Source organism: Burkholderia sp. SCN-KJ (assembly GCF_024656005.1).
Lineage (GTDB): Bacteria > Pseudomonadota > Gammaproteobacteria > Burkholderiales > Burkholderiaceae > Burkholderia.
Window position 1 is genome coordinate 118572 of record NZ_JANKOG010000017.1, and the last position, 17520, is coordinate 136091.

Sequence of the window (17520 nt, forward strand, 5' to 3'; positions counted from 1 at the left end):
TGATGTGTCGTAGGTTCAAGCAGGACTCCGTCGGATCGGGGCGGCACGCACGCCATGCAGGCGGGCCGCCTGGAAGCGCGTCGAGCGTGCGTGCAATGAAAGCGACCTCCGGTATCGCGAACGCCGGACGCCAGACGCCGGACGTCGAGGCGGCACACAGTTTATCGGCGGATCGCGGGCAGCTGTCCTGTCAGCGTTGACGGGGCGCCGGCGGCGCAACCGGGGCGGTGCGTGCCGATCTTCCGGCATGCCGTTTTTTGCACCGCGATCCCGTTTTTTTGCACGGTCTTTATGCCGCGCCTTCTAAGCTCGGGATGTGTCCAACAACCGGGACGCCCGCCGTCCGCGCCATGACCTTCATCCACTCCGTCCCCGGGTCCGACGTCGCCGTCCGCCAGCTGCGCGCCGGCGCCCGCGGCACCGTCGTGCCATTCCCGCCGCCGCGCCCGCGCCTGCAGTTGCCCGTCACCTTGACGGCCGATTCCGGCGAACGCGCGCCCGCCCGGCTCGCGGCGCTGCTGCATTCCCCGCTCGGCGTGTACGTGGTCAGCGCGCGTACCGTGCGCGACGTGATCCATGTGCACTTCGACATCTCGCCGGAAGACCTTGATTTCACGCTGCACCTGCTGATCGCGCAGCAGGCCGATGCGGTGATCGGGCCGGTCGCGCGCCGATTGCATGTCGGGCCGAACGCGGGGTGAAGCTGGGAACGGTTGTTGCTCGTGGGTTGTCGTTCGTTCCTTGATGGCTTGTCCGATCCGCCGCCCGATCGCCGGTCGCCGTGTCGTCCGCCCGCAGGCGGCGAACCGGCGCGCGATGCTGCGTGCGCGGCGCCGATCACGAATACGGAGGAGTCATGGATCTATTGGAAGTCGTACCTGTCGCGCGGCCGGCGAGCGGCCGGTTACGGACGGCGTCGCTGCCGTCCGGCCAGCAACTCGCGCGTCAGCTCGTGACGACGGTGCGCGTGGCCGAAATGCTGCTGCATCAGGCGATCGTCGTGCCCGACCGGCACCAGTGGTCGGTGGACACCGAGCGGGTCGACGCGGCCGGCGGGCCGCTTGCGGCCTGGGAGAGCTTCGTGACCTGGCGGATCGGCAAGGTGTTCGCGGCGTCGGTGAGCCCCGCCGCGCGCCTCAACGATCGCGATCAGGTCGCGGTCGAGATCCGGCTCTGCCTGCCCGAACAGGACTACGTGGCCGGGCGGCGCGTGAGCACCTTCGGCCGCCGCCACGGCAACCGCTTCGGCGCGACGCTGTCGGTCGTGTCGGGCGCGCAGTGGGGCTCGCAACGCGCGGAGCACGTCGCACCGGAACACGCGCAGGTATGCGGCAATACGCTGGAAGCGCTCGTCGATCGCGTGGCCGCGAACGTCAACGCGGCACTGGGCGCGGCCGGGTTCGGCGCGATGCGCTGATCACGCGTCGCCGGTCTGCCCGGTTTGCCGCTGCAGGTCTTCCATCAGCTGTTCCGCGAGAAAGTCGCACGGCGGGCGCTTCGATTTCGCGCTGCGCGCGAGGATCAGTTCGAGCGGCGGCAAATCGGGCAGCCCGTGCGAGCGGCCGAGCATCGACAGTTGCGCGGGTATCGCGCAGCGCGCGAGCGGCGCGACCGCGAGGCCGGCCTCGACCATGCTGAGCAGACCGAGCAGGCTCGGGCTTTCATACGAAGTACGGAACGGCAGCTTCGCGCGTTCGAGGCTGCGGATCGCGTTCTCGCGCGCGACGCTGCCCGGCATGAACACCGCGATCGGCAGCGGCCGTTCTTCCCATACGCGCGGCCCGTTCGTCATCGCGGCCCACGCCATCGGCTCGTGGCGGATGAAGTCGCCGGACAGCCCCTTGATGCGCGTGCCGCACACCAGATCGACCGTGCCGTCCTTCAGGAGCGGCGCGAGCGCGCTGCTCGGCAGCCCGATCACCTGGATCTCGACCTTCGGATAGGTCGCCGAAAATTTCTTCAGCACCGACGGCAGCAGCGACGACGCATAGTCGTCCGGCACGCCGATGACCACCTTACCCGTCACTTCCGGCCGCACCACGGCCGCCCACGCCTCGTCGCGCAGCGCCAGCATTCGTCTGGCGAATCCCAGCAGCACCTCGCCTTCGCGCGTCAGCACGATGCTGCGCGGCTTGCGCACGAACAGCGGCCGGCCGATCGCGTCTTCCAGGCTCTTGATCTGCATGCTCACGGCCGATTGCGAGCGGTTCACCGCTTCGGCGGCGCGGGTCATGTTGCCGGTTTCCGCGACGGCGACGACGGTGGCCAGCACGTCGTGATCGAGCATCTTCATCGGTATCAGGAAAACTGAACGTAACGATCAGCATTATGCGTTTTTATTGTCGCTGTGTGTCTGCCATAGTGGCATCGCGCCGGCCGCATCGTTCGATGCGGTGCGGCGATCACGCCGGCGTGCCCGGCACGCAGCGCCGAACAGGGAAGAGTGGTGTACCGATGATGGATCATCCATTGCGTGCCGCACTGGCCGCGGAATTGCATGCCCGGCCGTTCCTGCGGCTCGCCGAAGCCGTGTCGCTCACGCACTACGCGATCTACGCGGACGGCCAGCCCGACATCCACGAAACGCTGCTGCACGCGCTGTGCCGCGACACCGGCATTGCCGCGCCGCAGGACGGCGCGACCCACTACGCGGTGCAATCGCCGGGCGGCTGGTACCTGAAGTGGGAGCGCCACACCGAATTCTCGACCTTCACGTTCGTCGCGCCGCGCCGCGACACCGGTTATTTCGACGATCTCGCGATCGAAGGGATCCCGGCAGCCTGGTTCGCACGGCTCGCGGGCATCCGCTTCGTCGCGGTGCGCATGGAGTTGCTGTCGGGCGATGCCGCGCGGCTCGTGTGCGGCGACCTGCGCCGCTGGATCGACGGGCCCGCGCTCGTCGGCAGCAACGTGCTCGGCGGCGGCAAGGTGTTCTGCGACTGGCACGTGCGCGACGACGGCTTCATGCGCTTTCTCGTCGTCGACGAGGATTTCCGCGAGGAGCAGGGCGGCCGCCTGCTGCAACGCCTCCATGAAATCGAGACGTACCGGATGATGGCGCTGCTCGCGTTGCCGGTCGCACGGCGCATGAGCCGCGAGCTCGACGAGATCCACGCGGCGCTGCATGCGCTGATGCAGCGGATGGATGCGGGCGGCGCCGATGGCGACGACGCGGCCTTGCTCGTGAAGCTCACGCATCTCGCGGTGCGGGTCGAGGCGCTGTCGGGGTCCGGCGGCCGCTTCAGCGCGTCGCGTGCTTACGAAAAGCTCGTGCTGGCGCGCATCCACGAGCTGCGCGAGGAGCGCATCGAAGGGATGCCGACGATCGCGGAGTTCATGGAGCGGCGCTTCGCGCCGGCGATGGAAACCTGCCGCAGCGTGTGGGCGCGTCACGAGCAGATCGCCGCGCGGATCGCGCGCGCGGTCGACCTGCTGCGCACGCGTGTGAATCTCGCGCAGGAAAAGGACGTCACGCGCCTGCTTGCAGGCATGGAGCGCACCGCGCGCAACCAGCTGCATCTGCAGCACGCGGTCGAAGGGTTGTCGGTGGCGGCCATTTCGTACTACGTGCTGTCGCTCGCGACCGCGGCGTTCAAGGCGCTGCACGTGATGAACCTGCCGGTCGATCCCGAACTCGCGGAAGGCCTGTTGATCGCGCCGGTCGTGTTCGCGGTGATTCACATCACGCGGCGCACGCGCGCGCAGCTCGCGCGGTCGGAGGCCGCGCATGGCGGCGCAGCCGTGCAAGCGGCGACGTTGCAACAGGCAAATTGAAATAGAACATCGACGACATATCGAAAGGAGTGGAGATGACTTTTACGCAAACGCAAGCGGGGTTTTTCACTGGCTACGACGCATTCGACGAACCCGTTCGGGATGACGCCGGCGCGCCGGAAGAGGTGTGCGTGACGTCGTATCAGGCCGTGCTCCAGGAGCCGATGACGTCGCTCGTCGGCAGCACGATCGATCGGCCGGATGTCGCGGCGGTGGCGATTCTCGGGTACAACTGACGCCTGGTCGTTCCGCGTCGATTCACGACGTCCGCCGTGGACGCTGCAGGTCCGGCGGCCCCTCCAAGTACACCTTCACGCCATGAACGCGCATCCCGCCGTTTCGCTTCAACTGACCGACATCGAGCAGCCGTCCGCACGCGAGCTCATCAGCCGCAAGCTCGGCGAGTTCAACCACGCGATGACGGGCCGATCCGACACGGCGGCGCTCGACGTCTACGTGACCGATCCCGCGACCGGCGAGGTCGTGGGCGGCCTCACCGGCCGGACGTCGCTGGGCCTCTTCTTCATCGACCTCTTTTACCTGCCGGAATCGCTGCGTGGCGACGGTTTCGGCAGCCGGCTGCTGCGCGAGGCCGAAGCGGAAGCGAAGCGGCGCGGGTGTGCGCGCGCGGTGCTGTACACGATTACGTTCCAGGCGCCGGACTTCTACCGGAAGCACGGTTACGAGGCGTTCGGCGAGGTGCCGTGCGAGCCGGAAGGGACGGCGCGCGTGTTCATGGTCAAGACGCTTTGAGCGATGTAGCCTGACGTCACCGCGCCGGCGTCGCTACCGAAGACCGGCGGGATCGCAGCATGCGCTGCATCGACGGCGACGGGTAGCGCGACGCCGTCCACGCCGACCCGGAGGCATATCGTGACCACTCCACTCGATCAATACGCCAGACAGTACGTGCGATTCGAAGACGAACGCACGCGGCCTGTCCGCGACCTGCTGGCCGCCGTGCCGGACACGCCGATCCATACCGCGCTCGACATCGGCTGCGGGCCCGGCAATTCGACCGAAGCGCTGATCGCGCGCGCACCCGACGCGACGGTGCGCGGGATCGACACGTCGCCGGACATGATCGCGGCCGCGCGCAAGCGCCTGCCCGCGCTGCGTTTCGATCTCGCGGATGTCTCCACGTGGGACGATCCGGGCGGCTACGACTTGATCCTGTCGAACGCGGTGCTGCAATGGGTGCCGGCGCACGACACGCTGTTTCCGTCGCTCGTCGGCCGGCTCGCGCCGGGCGGCCATCTCGCGGTGCAGATGCCCGACAACCTCGACGAACCCGCGCACCGGCTGATGCGCGCGGTCGCCGCGGGCGGGCCCTGGGCGGACAAGCTCAAGGACGCGGCGCGCACCGAGCGGTTCGACGCGCGGTATTACTACGCGCTGCTGTCGCCGTCGTGTTCGCGGGTGGATGTCTGGCGCACGACTTACTACCATCCGCTGCGCGGCGGCGCCGATGCGGTCGTCGAATGGTTCAAGGGCAGCGCGCTGCGGCCGTTCCTCGCGGCACTCGATGAAGGCGAACGCGACGCGTTCGTCGCGCGCTATCGCGATGCGCTCGCCGGTCCGGACGGCTACCCGTCGCTCGACGACGGCACCGTGCTGCTGCCGTTCCCGCGCCTGTTCATTGTCGCGACGCGGAAGTAAGGCGAAAGCAAAGGCGCAAGCAGGACCGCAGCGGGCGCCGGCGGGTCGTCGGTCAGGACAGCGGCCGCATCGATTCCGGATCGACCGTCCGGCTCTTCGCGCTTTGCCCGTCGCGCAGATCCTTGTACCAGAAGAGGGCGACTTCCCCGTCGTTCGCGCCGTCGGCGTACAGGAAGCGGTCGTGGCCGCCCACGACGAAGCCCGCCCGCGCGTACGTGCAGCAGGCCGCGACGTTGTTCGCCTGCGTTTCGAGCCGCATGAAGCCGAACCCGCGGCTGCGCGCCCACGCTTCCGCGGCCGCGAGCAGGAACTGGCCGATCCCCTGCCGCCGGCAGCTGCGGTCGACCGCGAGTTCCGCGATCTCGGCCATCCCGTTCCAGCTTTCGGTGATCGCGACGAATCCCGCGAGGCGCCCGCCCGCGCTCGCGCGGAACAGCGCGGTGCCGCCGGACGCCTCGCGCGCCCAGCCGGCCGGGTCGAAGCCGTAGTCCTTGCGCTGCACGGGCAGCGCGCGCAAATCGAGCAGATCCTGGTACGGCGCATTCAGCTCCCACGCGATCTCGAACGAAAAGTCGCATCCGTTCAGTTCGTCGGCGGGCAGATCGACCGCCTGTTCGATGCTGATGTGCTCGGCTCGGTCCATGTGTCGGTGTCCTGTCTTCAGCGGGATTGCCTGGTCTTCCCCCGGGGCGGGCGCCGCCGCCTTGCGGCGAGAGCCGGATCGCACCCGTTCCTGTTTTGAATTGATGCGCTCGCACGATGTCTCTTCCCGCGGCGGCGCTCAACGCCCGATTATGCGGGATATCGGCGCGGACTCATCCGCATCTCGTCTCGTGGCGGAGCGCCGATCGCGGCCATGCCGCGTATTCGTCGGCGCATTGCTTCATTTGGCAGGGCGATGCGATCACGCAACGGATTGCTCATACGGAATCCACACGGCCCGATTGCCGGAGACCCTCATGGGGGCCGCCTCGCGGTTCGACGATACTGAATTGTCCGCGGCCGGAATTCCGCGCCGCGACGCATCGACGCGGGGCATCGACGCGGCGCATCCGTCAGCGGGCGGCCGGCGGCCGACCGGATCAGCGCACGATCGCGGGCGGCGGCGCGTCGTCGTCGCGCGCTGCAGCGGCAGGCAACCCCGGCACGGCCGCGCCCCATGCGGCGAGCTCACGCTTGGTGCGCACCCCGAGTTTCGCGAACGCACGCTTCACGTACGACTCGGCCGACGTGACGCGCACGCCGAGGATGTCGGCGGTTTCCGGCACGGTCTTGCCCGAGATCAGATGCTTGCAGGTTTCGTATTCGCGCTTCGACAGCTTCACGCCGTCGGCCGCGATCCGCGCGTCGAACTGCGCGAGCGGATGCACGTCGGGCGTCGGATGCGCGATGCGCCGCGCGGCGGTGGTCGATGCGTGCAGCTCGAGCAGCGGGAACAGCACATCGCTGACGCTGCGAAAGCGGTTCATTTCGGCGAGCGTGAACGGCGGGCGGTCGCGGCCGCGTTCCAGCGCGATCGAATGCTGCGCATAGCGGGTGCCGCGCGCGAGCACGCATTCATGGCCGATATGCACGTCGTCGAACAGCCGCTGGCGGAATTCGCCGGGGGGGAGCGCCGCGATGTCGCGCACGACCAGCATCGTGCCCGTCTTGCCGCGCAGCCCCGCGAACAGCGGGTCGCTGTCGAGAAAGCGCTCGTAATAGAGCGTCATCACGTCGGAGATGTCGGCGGTCGCGGTGCCGATGCCGCTGCTGCCGATCCATTCGCAGCGGTAGCCGGTCGGCATCGTGCCGTCGACGCGCGAGCGCTCGACGTGCGCGACGTCGAGCGGTACGACGTCGTTCAGCAGTTGCGTGAGACGCGGCACGAAGTGCGGCGTGCCGACCGTCTCGATCAGCTCGCCCAGCGCCTTGAACGACACGTTGAAGCGGTCGGTGTCGCGGTGGAAGGGGTTCACGTTGAGCAGCATGCGGTTCCCCCGGGGTGAAAAGCGGCGCGATTCTAGCGGTTGCGGCCTTAAACGTCAGTAGGGGGAAACACCGGCGGGTGCCGTGCCGCCCAGCTTGCCCTGGAAAACGCAGCTTGTCTCCCCGCACGGGGGCATACGGAGGCAGTGTAAATGAGTAACTTTGTCTCGGCTCACGCGCTTGCGCTGTCGTCGCGATATCCGCTCTTGCCGTCGAAGATTTCCTTCAGCGCGGCGCGCAGCGCGACGGGATCGTGTTCGCCGGGCGCAAGATGAATCACGTAATGCGTGTTGCCGTCGAGCCTCGCGGCGGTGCGCTCATCGAGTTCGACGTCGAGCGTGTCGCCCGTGAGGCGCACCGACAGGTCGTTCACGTGCGCGGTGAGCTGGTCGAGCACCATCACCTCGATCGACGTTTCCTCCGGAAAGCGCAGCAGCGAGAAGCAATAGTTCTGCGCCGCGTCGTGGCAATAGATGTTCGCGAAGCTTTCGTCGTCGTCGACATCGGACGTGGCCGCGCCGACGGTAGCGTGTAGTTCCATGATGTGTCTCTCGGTAAGGGGTTATCGGGGCAGCGCGGCTTGCGCGTCGACCTCGCCATGCGCATCGCGCGCCTTCAGCCACAGCCCGAATTCGCGCATGACCTCGACGACGGGTCGCAGCCGGTCGCCGTCCGCGGTCAGATCGTACTCGACGCGCACCGGCACTTCCGGATACACGGTGCGCCGCACGAAGCCGGCGTCCTCGAGCGCGCGCAGATCGAGCGTCAGCATCCGCTGCGAGATGCCCGGCATGTCGCGGCGCAGGTCGCTGAAGCGCTTCGGCCCGTCGAGCAGATACGACACGAGCAGCAGCCGCCAGCGGCCGCCGAGCATGCGCATCGCTTCTTCCACGGAACATCCTGTCGCACTCGTCTTCATGCCGCTGACCCTGTCGGTAACTTTTTTGTGACTACGGCACAAACGACTGCCTTCTTCTCAGCGCCGCGCCGATGCGAGATATTAGCGCCCGCGTCGCGGCGAATCGATAGTCGAACCACCCGATCAAGGAAACGCATGAAGCTTTATCACGCTCCCGGCAGCTGTTCGCAGGCCATCTGCATCGTGCTGCGCGAAAGCGGCATCGACGCGCAGGTCATCAAGGTCGACGCGCGCAAACACGTCATTGAAGACGGGCGCAATTACTACGATGTGACCGAACTCGGCTACGTGCCGCTGCTCGAACTCGACGACGGCACGATGCTGCGCGAAGGACCGGTGATCGCGCAGTATCTCGCGGACCGGCGCCCCGAAGCGCGGCTCGCGCCCGCGTACGGCACGCTCGCCCGCTACCGGCTGATGGAATGGCTGAACTTCCTCGGCACCGAGATCCACAAGGGCTTCATCCCGCTGCTTTACGCGGTGCAGGCGGGGCAATACGTCGACCCGGTGCGGCAGAAGCTCGACAGCCGCTTTGCGTGGATCGACCGGCAGCTCGACGGCAACCCGTATGTGACGGGCGACACGTTCACGATTGCCGATGCGTACCTGTTCGCGCTGACGGGCTGGGGCAAGGCCGACTGGATGCGCTCGGTGTACAACGCGGACATCGACCTGAGCCGCCATGCGAACCTGCGCGCGTGGTACGAGCGGGTGCGGGCGCGGCCGGCCGTGCAGCAGGTGCTCGCCGCGGACGGGCTGGCACGCTAGCGCGTTTAGGGGGCGGCGTCGGACACCGTAAGAAGCCGCACACATCGCCGCGCCATACCGCAAACCGCCGCGCTATAATCGCCGCCATGAAACTGCTTCGGACCTTCATCCTGCTGCTGCTTTGCGCGGTGCTGCCCATCAGCGGGCTGGCAGCCAGCGGCTTGACCGGTGAATGTCCGATGCAGCACACGATGTCGATGGACGCGAACGCGGGCATGAGCATGTCCGCCGACATGAGCGGCTGCGATTCGATGAAAGCGTCGCCCACCGACACCACGAAGGCCAAGACGAAGGGCATGGCCTGCAAGGTGACGGCCCAATGCCAGTTCGGCAGTCTCTATCACCCGGCCGCTCGCACCGATGTGAGCCGTCCCGCTGCGTTCGCCAGCACGATCGTCTTCCACTACGCGCAGTCCGTCCCGATCCGCGACCCGAACGGGTTGTGGCGCCCGCCCCGCATCAGCTGATCCCGATTTGACCGGTTCACCGCCGAGGCGGTGAGGTTCGTCCCGTGTTCGGGACGTGGAATCCATTCGGGTTCCGACTTGGGGTTACACCATGTCATTCGATTTCTGCACGCCGCGCATGCGGCGTGCGTGCCGGCGCGCGGCCGTGCTTTGGGCGGCGCTGCTGGCGGCGGGCGCCCATGCGCAGCAGTCGCCCGTCACGCTGGACGCCGCGCTGCAGGCCGCCACCGAACGTTCCGCGTCGATGCAGGCTGCGCAGGCTTCGGTGCGCGCGAGTTCGGAAGCGGCAGTCAAGGCCGGCCAGCTGCCGGACCCGATGCTCAAGGCCGGCATCGACAACCTGCCGGTCAACGGCGGGCAGCGCTTCACCGTCGGCCAGGACTTCATGACGATGCGCCGCATCGGCATCGAGCAGGAATGGGTGTCCGGCGACAAGCGGCGGCTGCGCGCGGCGCTGGCCGACGAGCGAGTCGGCCGCGAACGCGCGGACTATCTCGTGCAACTGGCCACGGTGCGCCAGCGGACTGCGGCGGCCTGGCTCGACGCCCTCTACGCGAAGCAGGCGCTCGCGCTTCGCCAGGCGTTGCTCGATCACATGCGGCATGAGCTCGACGCGACGCAGGCGTCGTATCGCGGCGCGAAGGCGAGCGCGGGCGAGGTCGTCCAGGCTCGCGCGATGCTGGCGCAAACGCAGGATCAGGTGCTCGACGCGCGGCAGGCCTATCGCACCGCACTCATCGCGCTCGGCCGCTGGACGGCTGCGCCCGTCACGGATGTGACGGGCACGCCGCCCGCGCCCGAATCCTTCGTGTCGTCGTTGCCGCCGGACGAACTGCGCGTGTCGCAACCGGCGCTCGTCGCCGCCGCAGACGACATCGCGGTCGCCGAGGCCGACGCCGCGGTGGCCGACAGCGAGCGCAGCCCGAACTGGACCTGGGAGATCGCGTACCAGCAGCGCGGCGGCGCGTATTCGAACATGGTGTCCGTCGGCGTCACGATCCCGTTGCCGCTCGATCGCAAGAACCGGCAGAACCGCGACGTCGCCGAAAAGGCCGCGCTCGCGACGAAGGCGCGCCTGATGTACGAGGACACGCTGCGTCAAGTGCAAGCCGATATCCGTACGCAGTCCGAAACGCTGGCAAGCGGCCGAGAACGCCTCGCGACGCTGCGCGAATCGCTGTTGCCCGCCGCCGGGCAGCGCGTGCAGCTCGCCACGGCCGCCTACCGGGCCGGCACCGGTTCGCTCGCCGACACGTTCGCCGCCCGGCGCGCGCAGCTGGACGCGCAGTTGCAGGTGCTCGAGCTCGGACGCGACGTGTCGCGGACCTGGGCGCAGCTCGAATATCAGGTCGTGCCGTCGACGATGGCCGCCGCGCAGTGAAGGAGAACCTCATGACGAAGCAATCACTGGCGCGTGCGGCGTTGCTGGCATGCGCGGGCGCGGCGCTGCTCGGCGCCGGTTATGTCGCGGGCATGCGCCATGCATCGGGCAGCGCGCAAACGGCTGCCGTCGCGGCGGCAGGCACGCCCGATTCGCAGGCAGGACGCAAGGTGCTGTACTGGCACGACCCGATGGTGCCGAACCAGCACTTCGACAAACCGGGGAAATCGCCGTTCATGGACATGCAACTGCAGCCCGTCTATGCGGACGAGGGCGGCGATGCACGGGGCATCCGGATCGATCCGGGCCTGCAGCAGAACCTCGGCATCCGCTATGCGACCGTGCGCCGGCAGCAGACGGCGGACGGTTTCGATGCGGTGGGCACTACGCAATTCGACGAATCGCGCGCGGACGTCGTGCAGTCGCGCGTCACCGGCTACATCGACCGGCTTTACGCACGGGCGCCGATGCAGCGCATCGAAAAGGGCGCGCCGATCGCGTCGCTGTTCGTGCCGGAATGGCTCGCGCCGCAGGAGGAATATCTCGCGCTCAAGCGGGGCGAGATGGACGGCAGCCTGCTCGATGCGTCGCGCGCGCGGATGCGTGCGCTGTCGATGCCCGACGCGATGATCGCCGCGCTCGATCGCACCGGCCGCGCGCAGACGCATGTCGTGCTGCGCGCGCCGGAAACCGGCGTCGTCAGCGAACTGAACGTGCGGGATGGCGCGATGGTCACGCCGGGACAGACGCTCGCGAAGATCGCCGGGCTGTCGACGCTCTGGCTCATCGTCGAGGTGCCGGAAGCGCTCGCGCTGAACGTGCAGCCGGGGATGGCGGTCGACGCGACGTTCGCGGGCGATCCGGCGCGGCACTTCACCGGCCGCATCCGCGAAGTGCTGCCCGGCATCAACACGAGCAGCCGCACGCTGCAGGCGCGCGTGGAGATCGACAATGCGGCGCTCAGGCTCACGCCCGGCATGCTGATGCGCGTGCATGTCGCGGCGCGGAAGGCGGTGTCGCGCCTGCTGGTGCCGTCCGAAGCGGTGATCGCGACCGGCAAGCGCACGATCGTCATCGTGAAGACCGGCGACGGCCGGCTCCGGCCGGTATCTGTGAAGGTGGGCAACGACGTCGGCGGCGACACGGAAGTGCTCGACGGGTTGAGCGAAGGCGATACGGTCGTCGCATCGGGGCAGTTCCTGATCGATTCGGAAGCGAGCCTGAAAAGCGTGCTGCCGCGGCTGGAAGGCGCGGCGGGCGCGAGCGCGGCGCAAGCGCCGGCCGCCGCGGCCGCGCCGGTGTACGAAACCACCGGCAAGGTCGAGCAAGTCACCGACGACGACATCACGTTCTCGCATCAGCCGGTGCCGGCACTCGGCTGGGGCGCGATGACGATGGCGTTCGGCAAGCCGTCGGCACACGCGTTCCCGGACGTGAAGGCTGGCCAGACGGTGCGTTTCGCGTTCGTGCAGCGCGACGACGGCTACCGGCTGACGAAGGTCGAGCCGCAGGGAGGCACGCGATGATCGCGCATGTGATTCGCTGGTCCGTCCGCAACCGCTTCCTGGTGCTGCTCGCTACCGTGCTGATCGCGGCGTGGGGCGTGCATGCGCTGCGGCAGACGCCGCTCGATGCGCTGCCCGACCTGTCGGACACGCAGGTGATCGTCAAGGCGTCGTATCCGGGCAAGGCGCCGCAGGTCGTCGAGGACCAGGTCACCTATCCGCTGACGACGACACTGCTCGGCGTACCGGGCGCGAAAACCGTGCGCGCGTACTCGTCGTTCGGCGACGCGTTCGTCTACGTGCTGTTCGACGACCACACCGACCCGTACTGGGCGCGTTCGCGCGTGCTCGAATACCTGAGCCAGGTGCAGAGCCGCCTGCCCGCGGGCGCGACCGTGTCGCTCGGGCCGGATGCGACCGGGGTCGGCTGGGTGTACGAGTACGCACTCGTCGATCGCACCGGCCGTCACGACCTCGGGCAACTGCGTGCGCTCAACGACTGGTTCCTGAAGTTCGAGCTGAAGGCCGTGCCGGACGTGTCGGAAGTGGCGAGCGTCGGCGGGATGGTGCGCCAGTACCAGGTCGTGCTCGATCCAGACAAGCTGCGCGCGTACGGCATCACGCAGGCGGCGGTCGCGGACGCGCTCGGCAAGGCCAACCAGGCATCGGGCGGCGCGGTCGTCGAGCTGGCCGAGTCGGAGTACATGGTGCGTTCGTCCGGCTACCTGCGCACGCTCGACGACTTCCGGCACGTGGTGCTGCGCACCGACGACGCGGGTACGCCGGTGCTGCTCGGCGACGTCGCGCGCATCCAGGTCGGCCCGGCGATGCGGCGCGGGATCGCGGAACTGGACGGGCAGGGCGAGGTGGCGGGCGGTGTCGTCGTGATGCGCTCGGGCAAGAACGCGCTGACGACGATCGACGCGGTGAAGGCGAAGCTCGCCGACCTGAAGCGATCGCTGCCGCCCGGTGTCGACATCGTCACGACCTACGACCGCTCGCAATTGATCGAGCGCGCGGTGGACAACCTCCGCGACAAGCTGATCGAGGAGTTCGTGATCGTCGGGATCGTCTGCGCGGTGTTCCTGTTCCACCTGCGCAGCGCGTTCGTCGCGATCCTGTCGCTGCCGCTCGGCGTGCTCGCCGCGTTCATCGTGATGCGCTACCAGGGCGTGAACGCGAACCTGATGTCGCTGGGCGGCATCGCGATCGCGATCGGCGCGATGATCGATGCGGCGATCGTGATGATCGAGAACGCGCACAAGCATCTGGAGGCATACGGCCACGCGCATCCCGGCGAGCCGATCACGACTGCGCGGCGCTGGGAACTCGTCGCGACGTCGGCCGCGGAGGTCGGGCCGGCGCTGTTTTTCTCGCTGCTGATCATCACGCTGTCGTTCGTGCCGGTGTTTTCGCTCGAAGGGCAGGAGGGCAAGCTGTTCGCGCCGCTCGCGTTCACGAAGACCTACACGATCGCCGCCGCGGCCGCGCTGTCGGTGACGCTCGTGCCCGTGCTGATGGGGTATCTCGTGCGCGGCCGCATTCCGCCCGAGCACGCGAACCCGATCAACCGCGTGCTGACCCGCGTGTACCGGCCGCTGCTCGAAGCGACGCTGCGGCGCCCGTGGCGCGCGATCGGCGTCGCGATCGCCGCGCTGTTGCTGACCGTCGTGCCGTTGTCGCGGCTCGGCGGCGAGTTCATGCCGCCGCTCGACGAAGGCGATCTGCTGTACATGCCGACCGCGCTGCCGGGCATCTCGGCCGACAAGGCGAGCGAGCTGCTGCAGCAGACCGACCGGCTGATCAAGACCGTGCCCGAGGTCGACACGGTGTTCGGCAAGTCGGGGCGCGCGGATACGGCGACCGATCCCGCGCCGCTCGAGATGTTCGAAACGACGATCCGCTTCAAGCCGCGCAGCGCATGGCGGCCGGGGATGACGCCGGAGAAGCTCGTCGACGAACTCGATCGCACGGTGAAGGTGCCGGGCCTGTCGAACGTGTGGGTGCCGCCGATCCGCAACCGGCTCGACATGCTCTCCACCGGCATCAAGACGCCGGTCGGCGTGAAGATTTCCGGGCCGGACCTGGCGGGGATCGACGCGATCGCGACGCAGGTCGAGGCGGCGGTGAAACGTGTACCGGGCGTCACGTCCGCGCTCGCGGAACGGCTGAACGGCGGCCGCTACCTCGACGTCGACGTCGACCGGCTCGCGGCCGCGCGCTATGGGCTGTCGGTGGCCGACATCCAGTCGGTGGTGTCGTCGGCGATCGGCGGCGAGGATGTCGGCGAAGTGATCGCGGGGCGCGAGCGGTTCCCGATCAACCTGCGCTATCCGCGCGAGCTCCGCGATTCGCTCGAGAACCTGCGGCAACTGCCGGTCGTCACCGCGCGCGGCGCGCAGATCCGCCTCGGCGACGTCGCGCGCATCGCGATCGCCGACGGGCCGCCGATGATCCGCAGCGAGAACGCGCGGCTGTCCGGCTATGTGTACGTCGATATCCGCGGCACCGATCTGAGTACGGCAGTCCGTGCGATGCGGCAGGTCGTCGCGCAACAGGTCGCGTTGCCGCCCGGCTATTCGATCGCGTGGTCGGGACAGTTCGAGTATCTCGAACGCGCGGCGGCGACGCTGCGCACCGTGGTGCCGGTGACGCTCGCCGTGATCTTCGTGCTGCTGTTCGTCACGTTCGGCTCCGCGGCCGATGCGCTGCTGCTGATGTCCACGGTGCCGTTCGCGCTGATCGGCGGCTTCTGGCTCGTCTGGGCGTTGGGCCACGCGGTGTCGGTCGCGACGTCGGTGGGCTTCATCGCGCTGGCGGGCGTGGCCGCCGAGTTCGGCGTCGTGATGCTGCTGTACCTGAAGGGCGCGCTGCAGCGCCGCCTCGACGCCGGCGCGCCGCTGACCGATGCCGTGCTGCTCGACGCGATTCGCGAAGGCGCGGTGCTGCGCGTGCGGCCGAAAGCGATGACGGTCGCCGTCGTGCTGGCCGGCCTCGTGCCGATCATGGTCGGACACGGCGCCGGCTCCGAAGTGATGCAGCGCATCGCCGCGCCGATGGTCGGCGGCATGATCACCGCGCCGCTGCTGTCGATGTTCGTCATTCCCGCCGCGTGGCTTCTGCTGCAGCGCCGTCGTGCGCGAGGTGCAAGCCGTCAGCGGCATTCCGATGCAGTTCCTCACGGCATGAACGTGCCGTCCACCTCAACTGGAGAATCCCGATGAAGATGAATCAACTGATCGCCACCGCCACTGCCGTTTTCGCGACCAGCGTGTTCGCCGTTCCCGCGCTCGCCGCGGGCGACATGCCGGGCATGGACATGTCCGGGATGAAGATGTCGTCGGGCGGCGCGGCCGAGTCGCATGCCGCGCTGACCGATGCCGAAGTGAAGAAGGTCGATGCCGCGAGCGGCAAGATCACGCTGAAGCACGGCGCGCTCGAGAACGTCGGGATGCCGCCGATGACGATGGCGTTCAAGGCGAAGGACGCGGCCATGCTCGCCGAGGTCCATGCGGGTGACAAGGTGAAGGTCCGCGTCGAGAACGTCAACGGCACGCTGACGATCGTCAGGCTCGTGAAGGCGTCGTAAGCGCGGGGAAGCGGGCGGCATGGCCGCCCGCATCGAGCGTCGTCAAGCGCCGTGCGGTTACGAGGGCAGCGTTCGGGGGCGTGCGCCTGTCGGGCGACGCGCCCGATCCGCGTCTTCAGCGCATTCAGCACCTTCAGCGCCTTCAACGCATTCAGCGTCTTCAGCGTCTTCAGCGCGTCAACGTCACGAACAGATAGCCGACATACCCGGCCCCGTTCGCCAGCAGCGCCCAGATCGCGAGCCCGCGCGCACGCGCATTGACACGCAGCCAGACCGCCGCCGCGAGCGTGATGACCACGCCGGTCAGCACTTCGGGGCGCGGCTCCCACGGCGTCAGCATGATGCCGATCGCCGGCAGCAGCGTGCCCTGGAACACCATCGCGCCGGTGATGTTGCCGAACGCGAGCGTGTCCTTCTTGCGGCGGATCCACAGCACGCTGTTGACCTTTTCCGGCAACTCGGTCGCGATCGGCACGATGATCAGCGACAGCAGCAGCGCGGAAATACCGAGCAGGTGCGACACGCCTTCCACGCCGTGGATGAAGCCTTTCGCCCCGCCGACGAGCAGCGCGACGCCGAGCGCGAGCTGCAGCGCGATGGTCGCGAGGTTGGTCGGCAGCCCGACGCGCGACAGGAACATCGCGTGCGGCGCCTCGGTGCCGTGCCCGGCATCGACGAGCTGCGTCGACGCGCGGAACGTCATCACGACGTACATCACGTAGACGCCGACCAGCATCGCGGCGAGCAGCGCGCGGACCGCCCACACGTGATGCGGGACGAACATCGCGACGGTGGCGAGCGCGAATGCGGCGATGAAGTAGTTCAGGTCGCGCACGAAGCCGGTCCGCTCGGGCGCGATCGTGCCGGTCAGTCCGCGCGAGCGGATCACGGCGAGCGTCATCAGGAAGGTCGTCAGCGTCGCGAGCATCAGCGGCGCGCCCAGAATCGCGCCGACGCCGATCTCCTCGTTGACCGCCGCGTTCGACGTGCCGCCCGCGAGCGCGAGCAGCGGCACCATCGTTTCGGGCAGCGCGGTGCCGACGGCGGCGAACAGCGAACCGGTCACGCCTTCGGAAATCTTCAGCCGTTCGCCGAGATGTTCGAGCGCATTCGTGAAGAGTTCGGCCGCGACCAGGATGACGATCAGCATGAACGCCAGTTCGACGAGCATCAGGGTCATGCGGCACCTCCGCAGGCAGGCAGGCGGGCAGTGGCGAAACGCGAGAGGGAAGCCAGGAGGAACATGGGGACTCCGTGGTCGGACGTGGACGAACCATGACGCATCTGCCGACGTCCGACCAGGAACGACGCGATGCGTCGATGGTCTCGCCAGACCGATACGGCCGAATACGCCACGGCCGCAGGCCGAGTGTGTTGACGCATTCGCTTTCCGGGGATGGAAAGCAGGCTACTCCCCAAAGACGAAGGGCAGTCTAGCCGAGCCGGCCGCTTTCGGCAAGCGTGTGCGGTCATGCCGCTTCATTCGGGAT

Annotated in this window: 18 protein-coding genes and 1 riboswitch; of the genes, 12 read left to right on the forward strand and 6 right to left on the reverse strand. The window is 68.3% G+C overall.

The annotated features are described in order from the left end of the window. Nucleotides 1-350 precede the first annotated feature (350 nt). Together NQV17_RS25725 and NQV17_RS25730 are read left to right on the forward strand one after the other, a co-directional pair. Nucleotides 351-701 carry a hypothetical protein gene (locus tag NQV17_RS25725; RefSeq protein WP_308237109.1) on the forward strand — a complete coding sequence of 117 codons (351 nt, stop codon included), beginning with the start codon at nucleotides 351-353 and terminating at the stop codon, nucleotides 699-701. A 155-nt stretch (nucleotides 702-856) separates the two neighbouring features. Beyond that, on the forward strand, nucleotides 857-1417 hold the full coding sequence (locus NQV17_RS25730; protein WP_257774390.1) for a hypothetical protein: 561 nt from the start codon (nucleotides 857-859) through the stop codon (nucleotides 1415-1417). Here NQV17_RS25730 and NQV17_RS25735 read toward each other — a convergent pair whose 3' ends face one another. Continuing rightward, nucleotides 1418-2293, reverse strand: coding sequence for a LysR family transcriptional regulator (locus NQV17_RS25735; RefSeq protein WP_257774391.1), 876 nt, complete (start codon nucleotides 2291-2293; stop codon nucleotides 1418-1420). A 161-nt stretch (nucleotides 2294-2454) separates the two neighbouring features. Between NQV17_RS25735 and NQV17_RS25740 the strand changes: the two genes are divergently transcribed. The 4 genes from NQV17_RS25740 (at nucleotide 2455) to tam (ending at nucleotide 5433) form a co-directional block, all read left to right on the forward strand. Continuing rightward, a complete protein-coding gene (locus NQV17_RS25740) occupies nucleotides 2455-3774 on the forward strand; it encodes a DUF3422 family protein (RefSeq protein ID WP_257774392.1) in 1320 nt (439 codons plus the stop codon). Nucleotides 3775-3809: 35 nt separating this feature from the next. Then, nucleotides 3810-4010, forward strand: a complete 201-nt coding sequence (locus NQV17_RS25745; RefSeq protein ID WP_257774393.1) for a hypothetical protein — start codon at nucleotides 3810-3812, stop codon at nucleotides 4008-4010. 82 nt (nucleotides 4011-4092) lie between these two features. Next, nucleotides 4093-4527: a GNAT family N-acetyltransferase gene (locus NQV17_RS25750; protein ID WP_257774394.1), complete on the forward strand. Its 435-nt coding sequence runs from the start codon at nucleotides 4093-4095 to the stop codon at nucleotides 4525-4527. A 120-nt stretch (nucleotides 4528-4647) separates the two neighbouring features. Then, a complete protein-coding gene (gene tam, locus NQV17_RS25755; RefSeq protein WP_257774395.1) occupies nucleotides 4648-5433 on the forward strand; it encodes a trans-aconitate 2-methyltransferase in 786 nt (261 codons plus the stop codon). 52 nt (nucleotides 5434-5485) lie between these two features. Here tam and NQV17_RS25760 read toward each other — a convergent pair whose 3' ends face one another. From NQV17_RS25760 to NQV17_RS25775, 4 genes are all read right to left on the reverse strand, one after another. Continuing rightward, on the reverse strand, nucleotides 5486-6076 hold the full coding sequence (locus NQV17_RS25760; protein WP_044848062.1) for a GNAT family N-acetyltransferase: 591 nt from the start codon (nucleotides 6074-6076) through the stop codon (nucleotides 5486-5488). A gap of 439 nt (nucleotides 6077-6515) precedes the next feature. Further along, nucleotides 6516-7403: a helix-turn-helix transcriptional regulator gene (locus NQV17_RS25765; RefSeq protein ID WP_257774396.1), complete on the reverse strand. Its 888-nt coding sequence runs from the start codon at nucleotides 7401-7403 to the stop codon at nucleotides 6516-6518. Between the two features lie 170 nt (nucleotides 7404-7573). Next, the gene (locus tag NQV17_RS25770; RefSeq protein WP_044848306.1) at nucleotides 7574-7942 is read right to left on the reverse strand and encodes a hypothetical protein; all 369 of its coding nucleotides are present in this window, start codon (nucleotides 7940-7942) and stop codon (nucleotides 7574-7576) included. Nucleotides 7943-7963: 21 nt separating this feature from the next. Beyond that, complete coding sequence (locus tag NQV17_RS25775; protein ID WP_257774397.1) at nucleotides 7964-8320, reverse strand: helix-turn-helix domain-containing protein; 357 nt, start codon at nucleotides 8318-8320, stop codon at nucleotides 7964-7966. A 135-nt stretch (nucleotides 8321-8455) separates the two neighbouring features. On the opposite strand from NQV17_RS25775, the gene gstA reads away from it, so the two are divergent. The 6 genes from gstA (at nucleotide 8456) to NQV17_RS25805 (ending at nucleotide 16030) form a co-directional block, all read left to right on the forward strand. Further along, a complete protein-coding gene (gene gstA / locus NQV17_RS25780; protein WP_257774398.1) occupies nucleotides 8456-9088 on the forward strand; it encodes a glutathione transferase GstA in 633 nt (210 codons plus the stop codon). Nucleotides 9089-9174: 86 nt separating this feature from the next. Further along, nucleotides 9175-9555 carry a hypothetical protein gene (locus NQV17_RS25785; RefSeq protein ID WP_257774399.1) on the forward strand — a complete coding sequence of 127 codons (381 nt, stop codon included), beginning with the start codon at nucleotides 9175-9177 and terminating at the stop codon, nucleotides 9553-9555. 91 nt (nucleotides 9556-9646) lie between these two features. Then, the gene (locus NQV17_RS25790; RefSeq protein WP_257774400.1) at nucleotides 9647-10936 is read left to right on the forward strand and encodes a TolC family protein; all 1290 of its coding nucleotides are present in this window, start codon (nucleotides 9647-9649) and stop codon (nucleotides 10934-10936) included. Nucleotides 10937-10947: 11 nt separating this feature from the next. Next, nucleotides 10948-12462 carry an efflux RND transporter periplasmic adaptor subunit gene (locus NQV17_RS25795; RefSeq protein ID WP_257774401.1) on the forward strand — a complete coding sequence of 505 codons (1515 nt, stop codon included), beginning with the start codon at nucleotides 10948-10950 and terminating at the stop codon, nucleotides 12460-12462. After that, nucleotides 12459-15665: an efflux RND transporter permease subunit gene (locus tag NQV17_RS25800; protein WP_257774402.1), complete on the forward strand. Its 3207-nt coding sequence runs from the start codon at nucleotides 12459-12461 to the stop codon at nucleotides 15663-15665. The genes NQV17_RS25795 and NQV17_RS25800 overlap by 4 nt, the downstream gene beginning before the upstream one ends. Continuing rightward, nucleotides 15662-16030 (forward strand): copper-binding protein, encoded by a 369-nt coding sequence (locus NQV17_RS25805; protein WP_257774403.1) that lies wholly within the window; start codon nucleotides 15662-15664, stop codon nucleotides 16028-16030. The genes NQV17_RS25800 and NQV17_RS25805 overlap by 4 nt, the downstream gene beginning before the upstream one ends. A gap of 169 nt (nucleotides 16031-16199) precedes the next feature. Here NQV17_RS25805 and NQV17_RS25810 read toward each other — a convergent pair whose 3' ends face one another. Beyond that, nucleotides 16200-17210, reverse strand: a complete 1011-nt coding sequence (locus NQV17_RS25810; RefSeq protein WP_257774404.1) for a sodium:calcium antiporter — start codon at nucleotides 17208-17210, stop codon at nucleotides 16200-16202. Nucleotides 17211-17283: 73 nt separating this feature from the next. Next, nucleotides 17284-17459: riboswitch (yybP-ykoY riboswitch) on the reverse strand. Nucleotides 17460-17520: the final 61 nt, after the last annotated feature.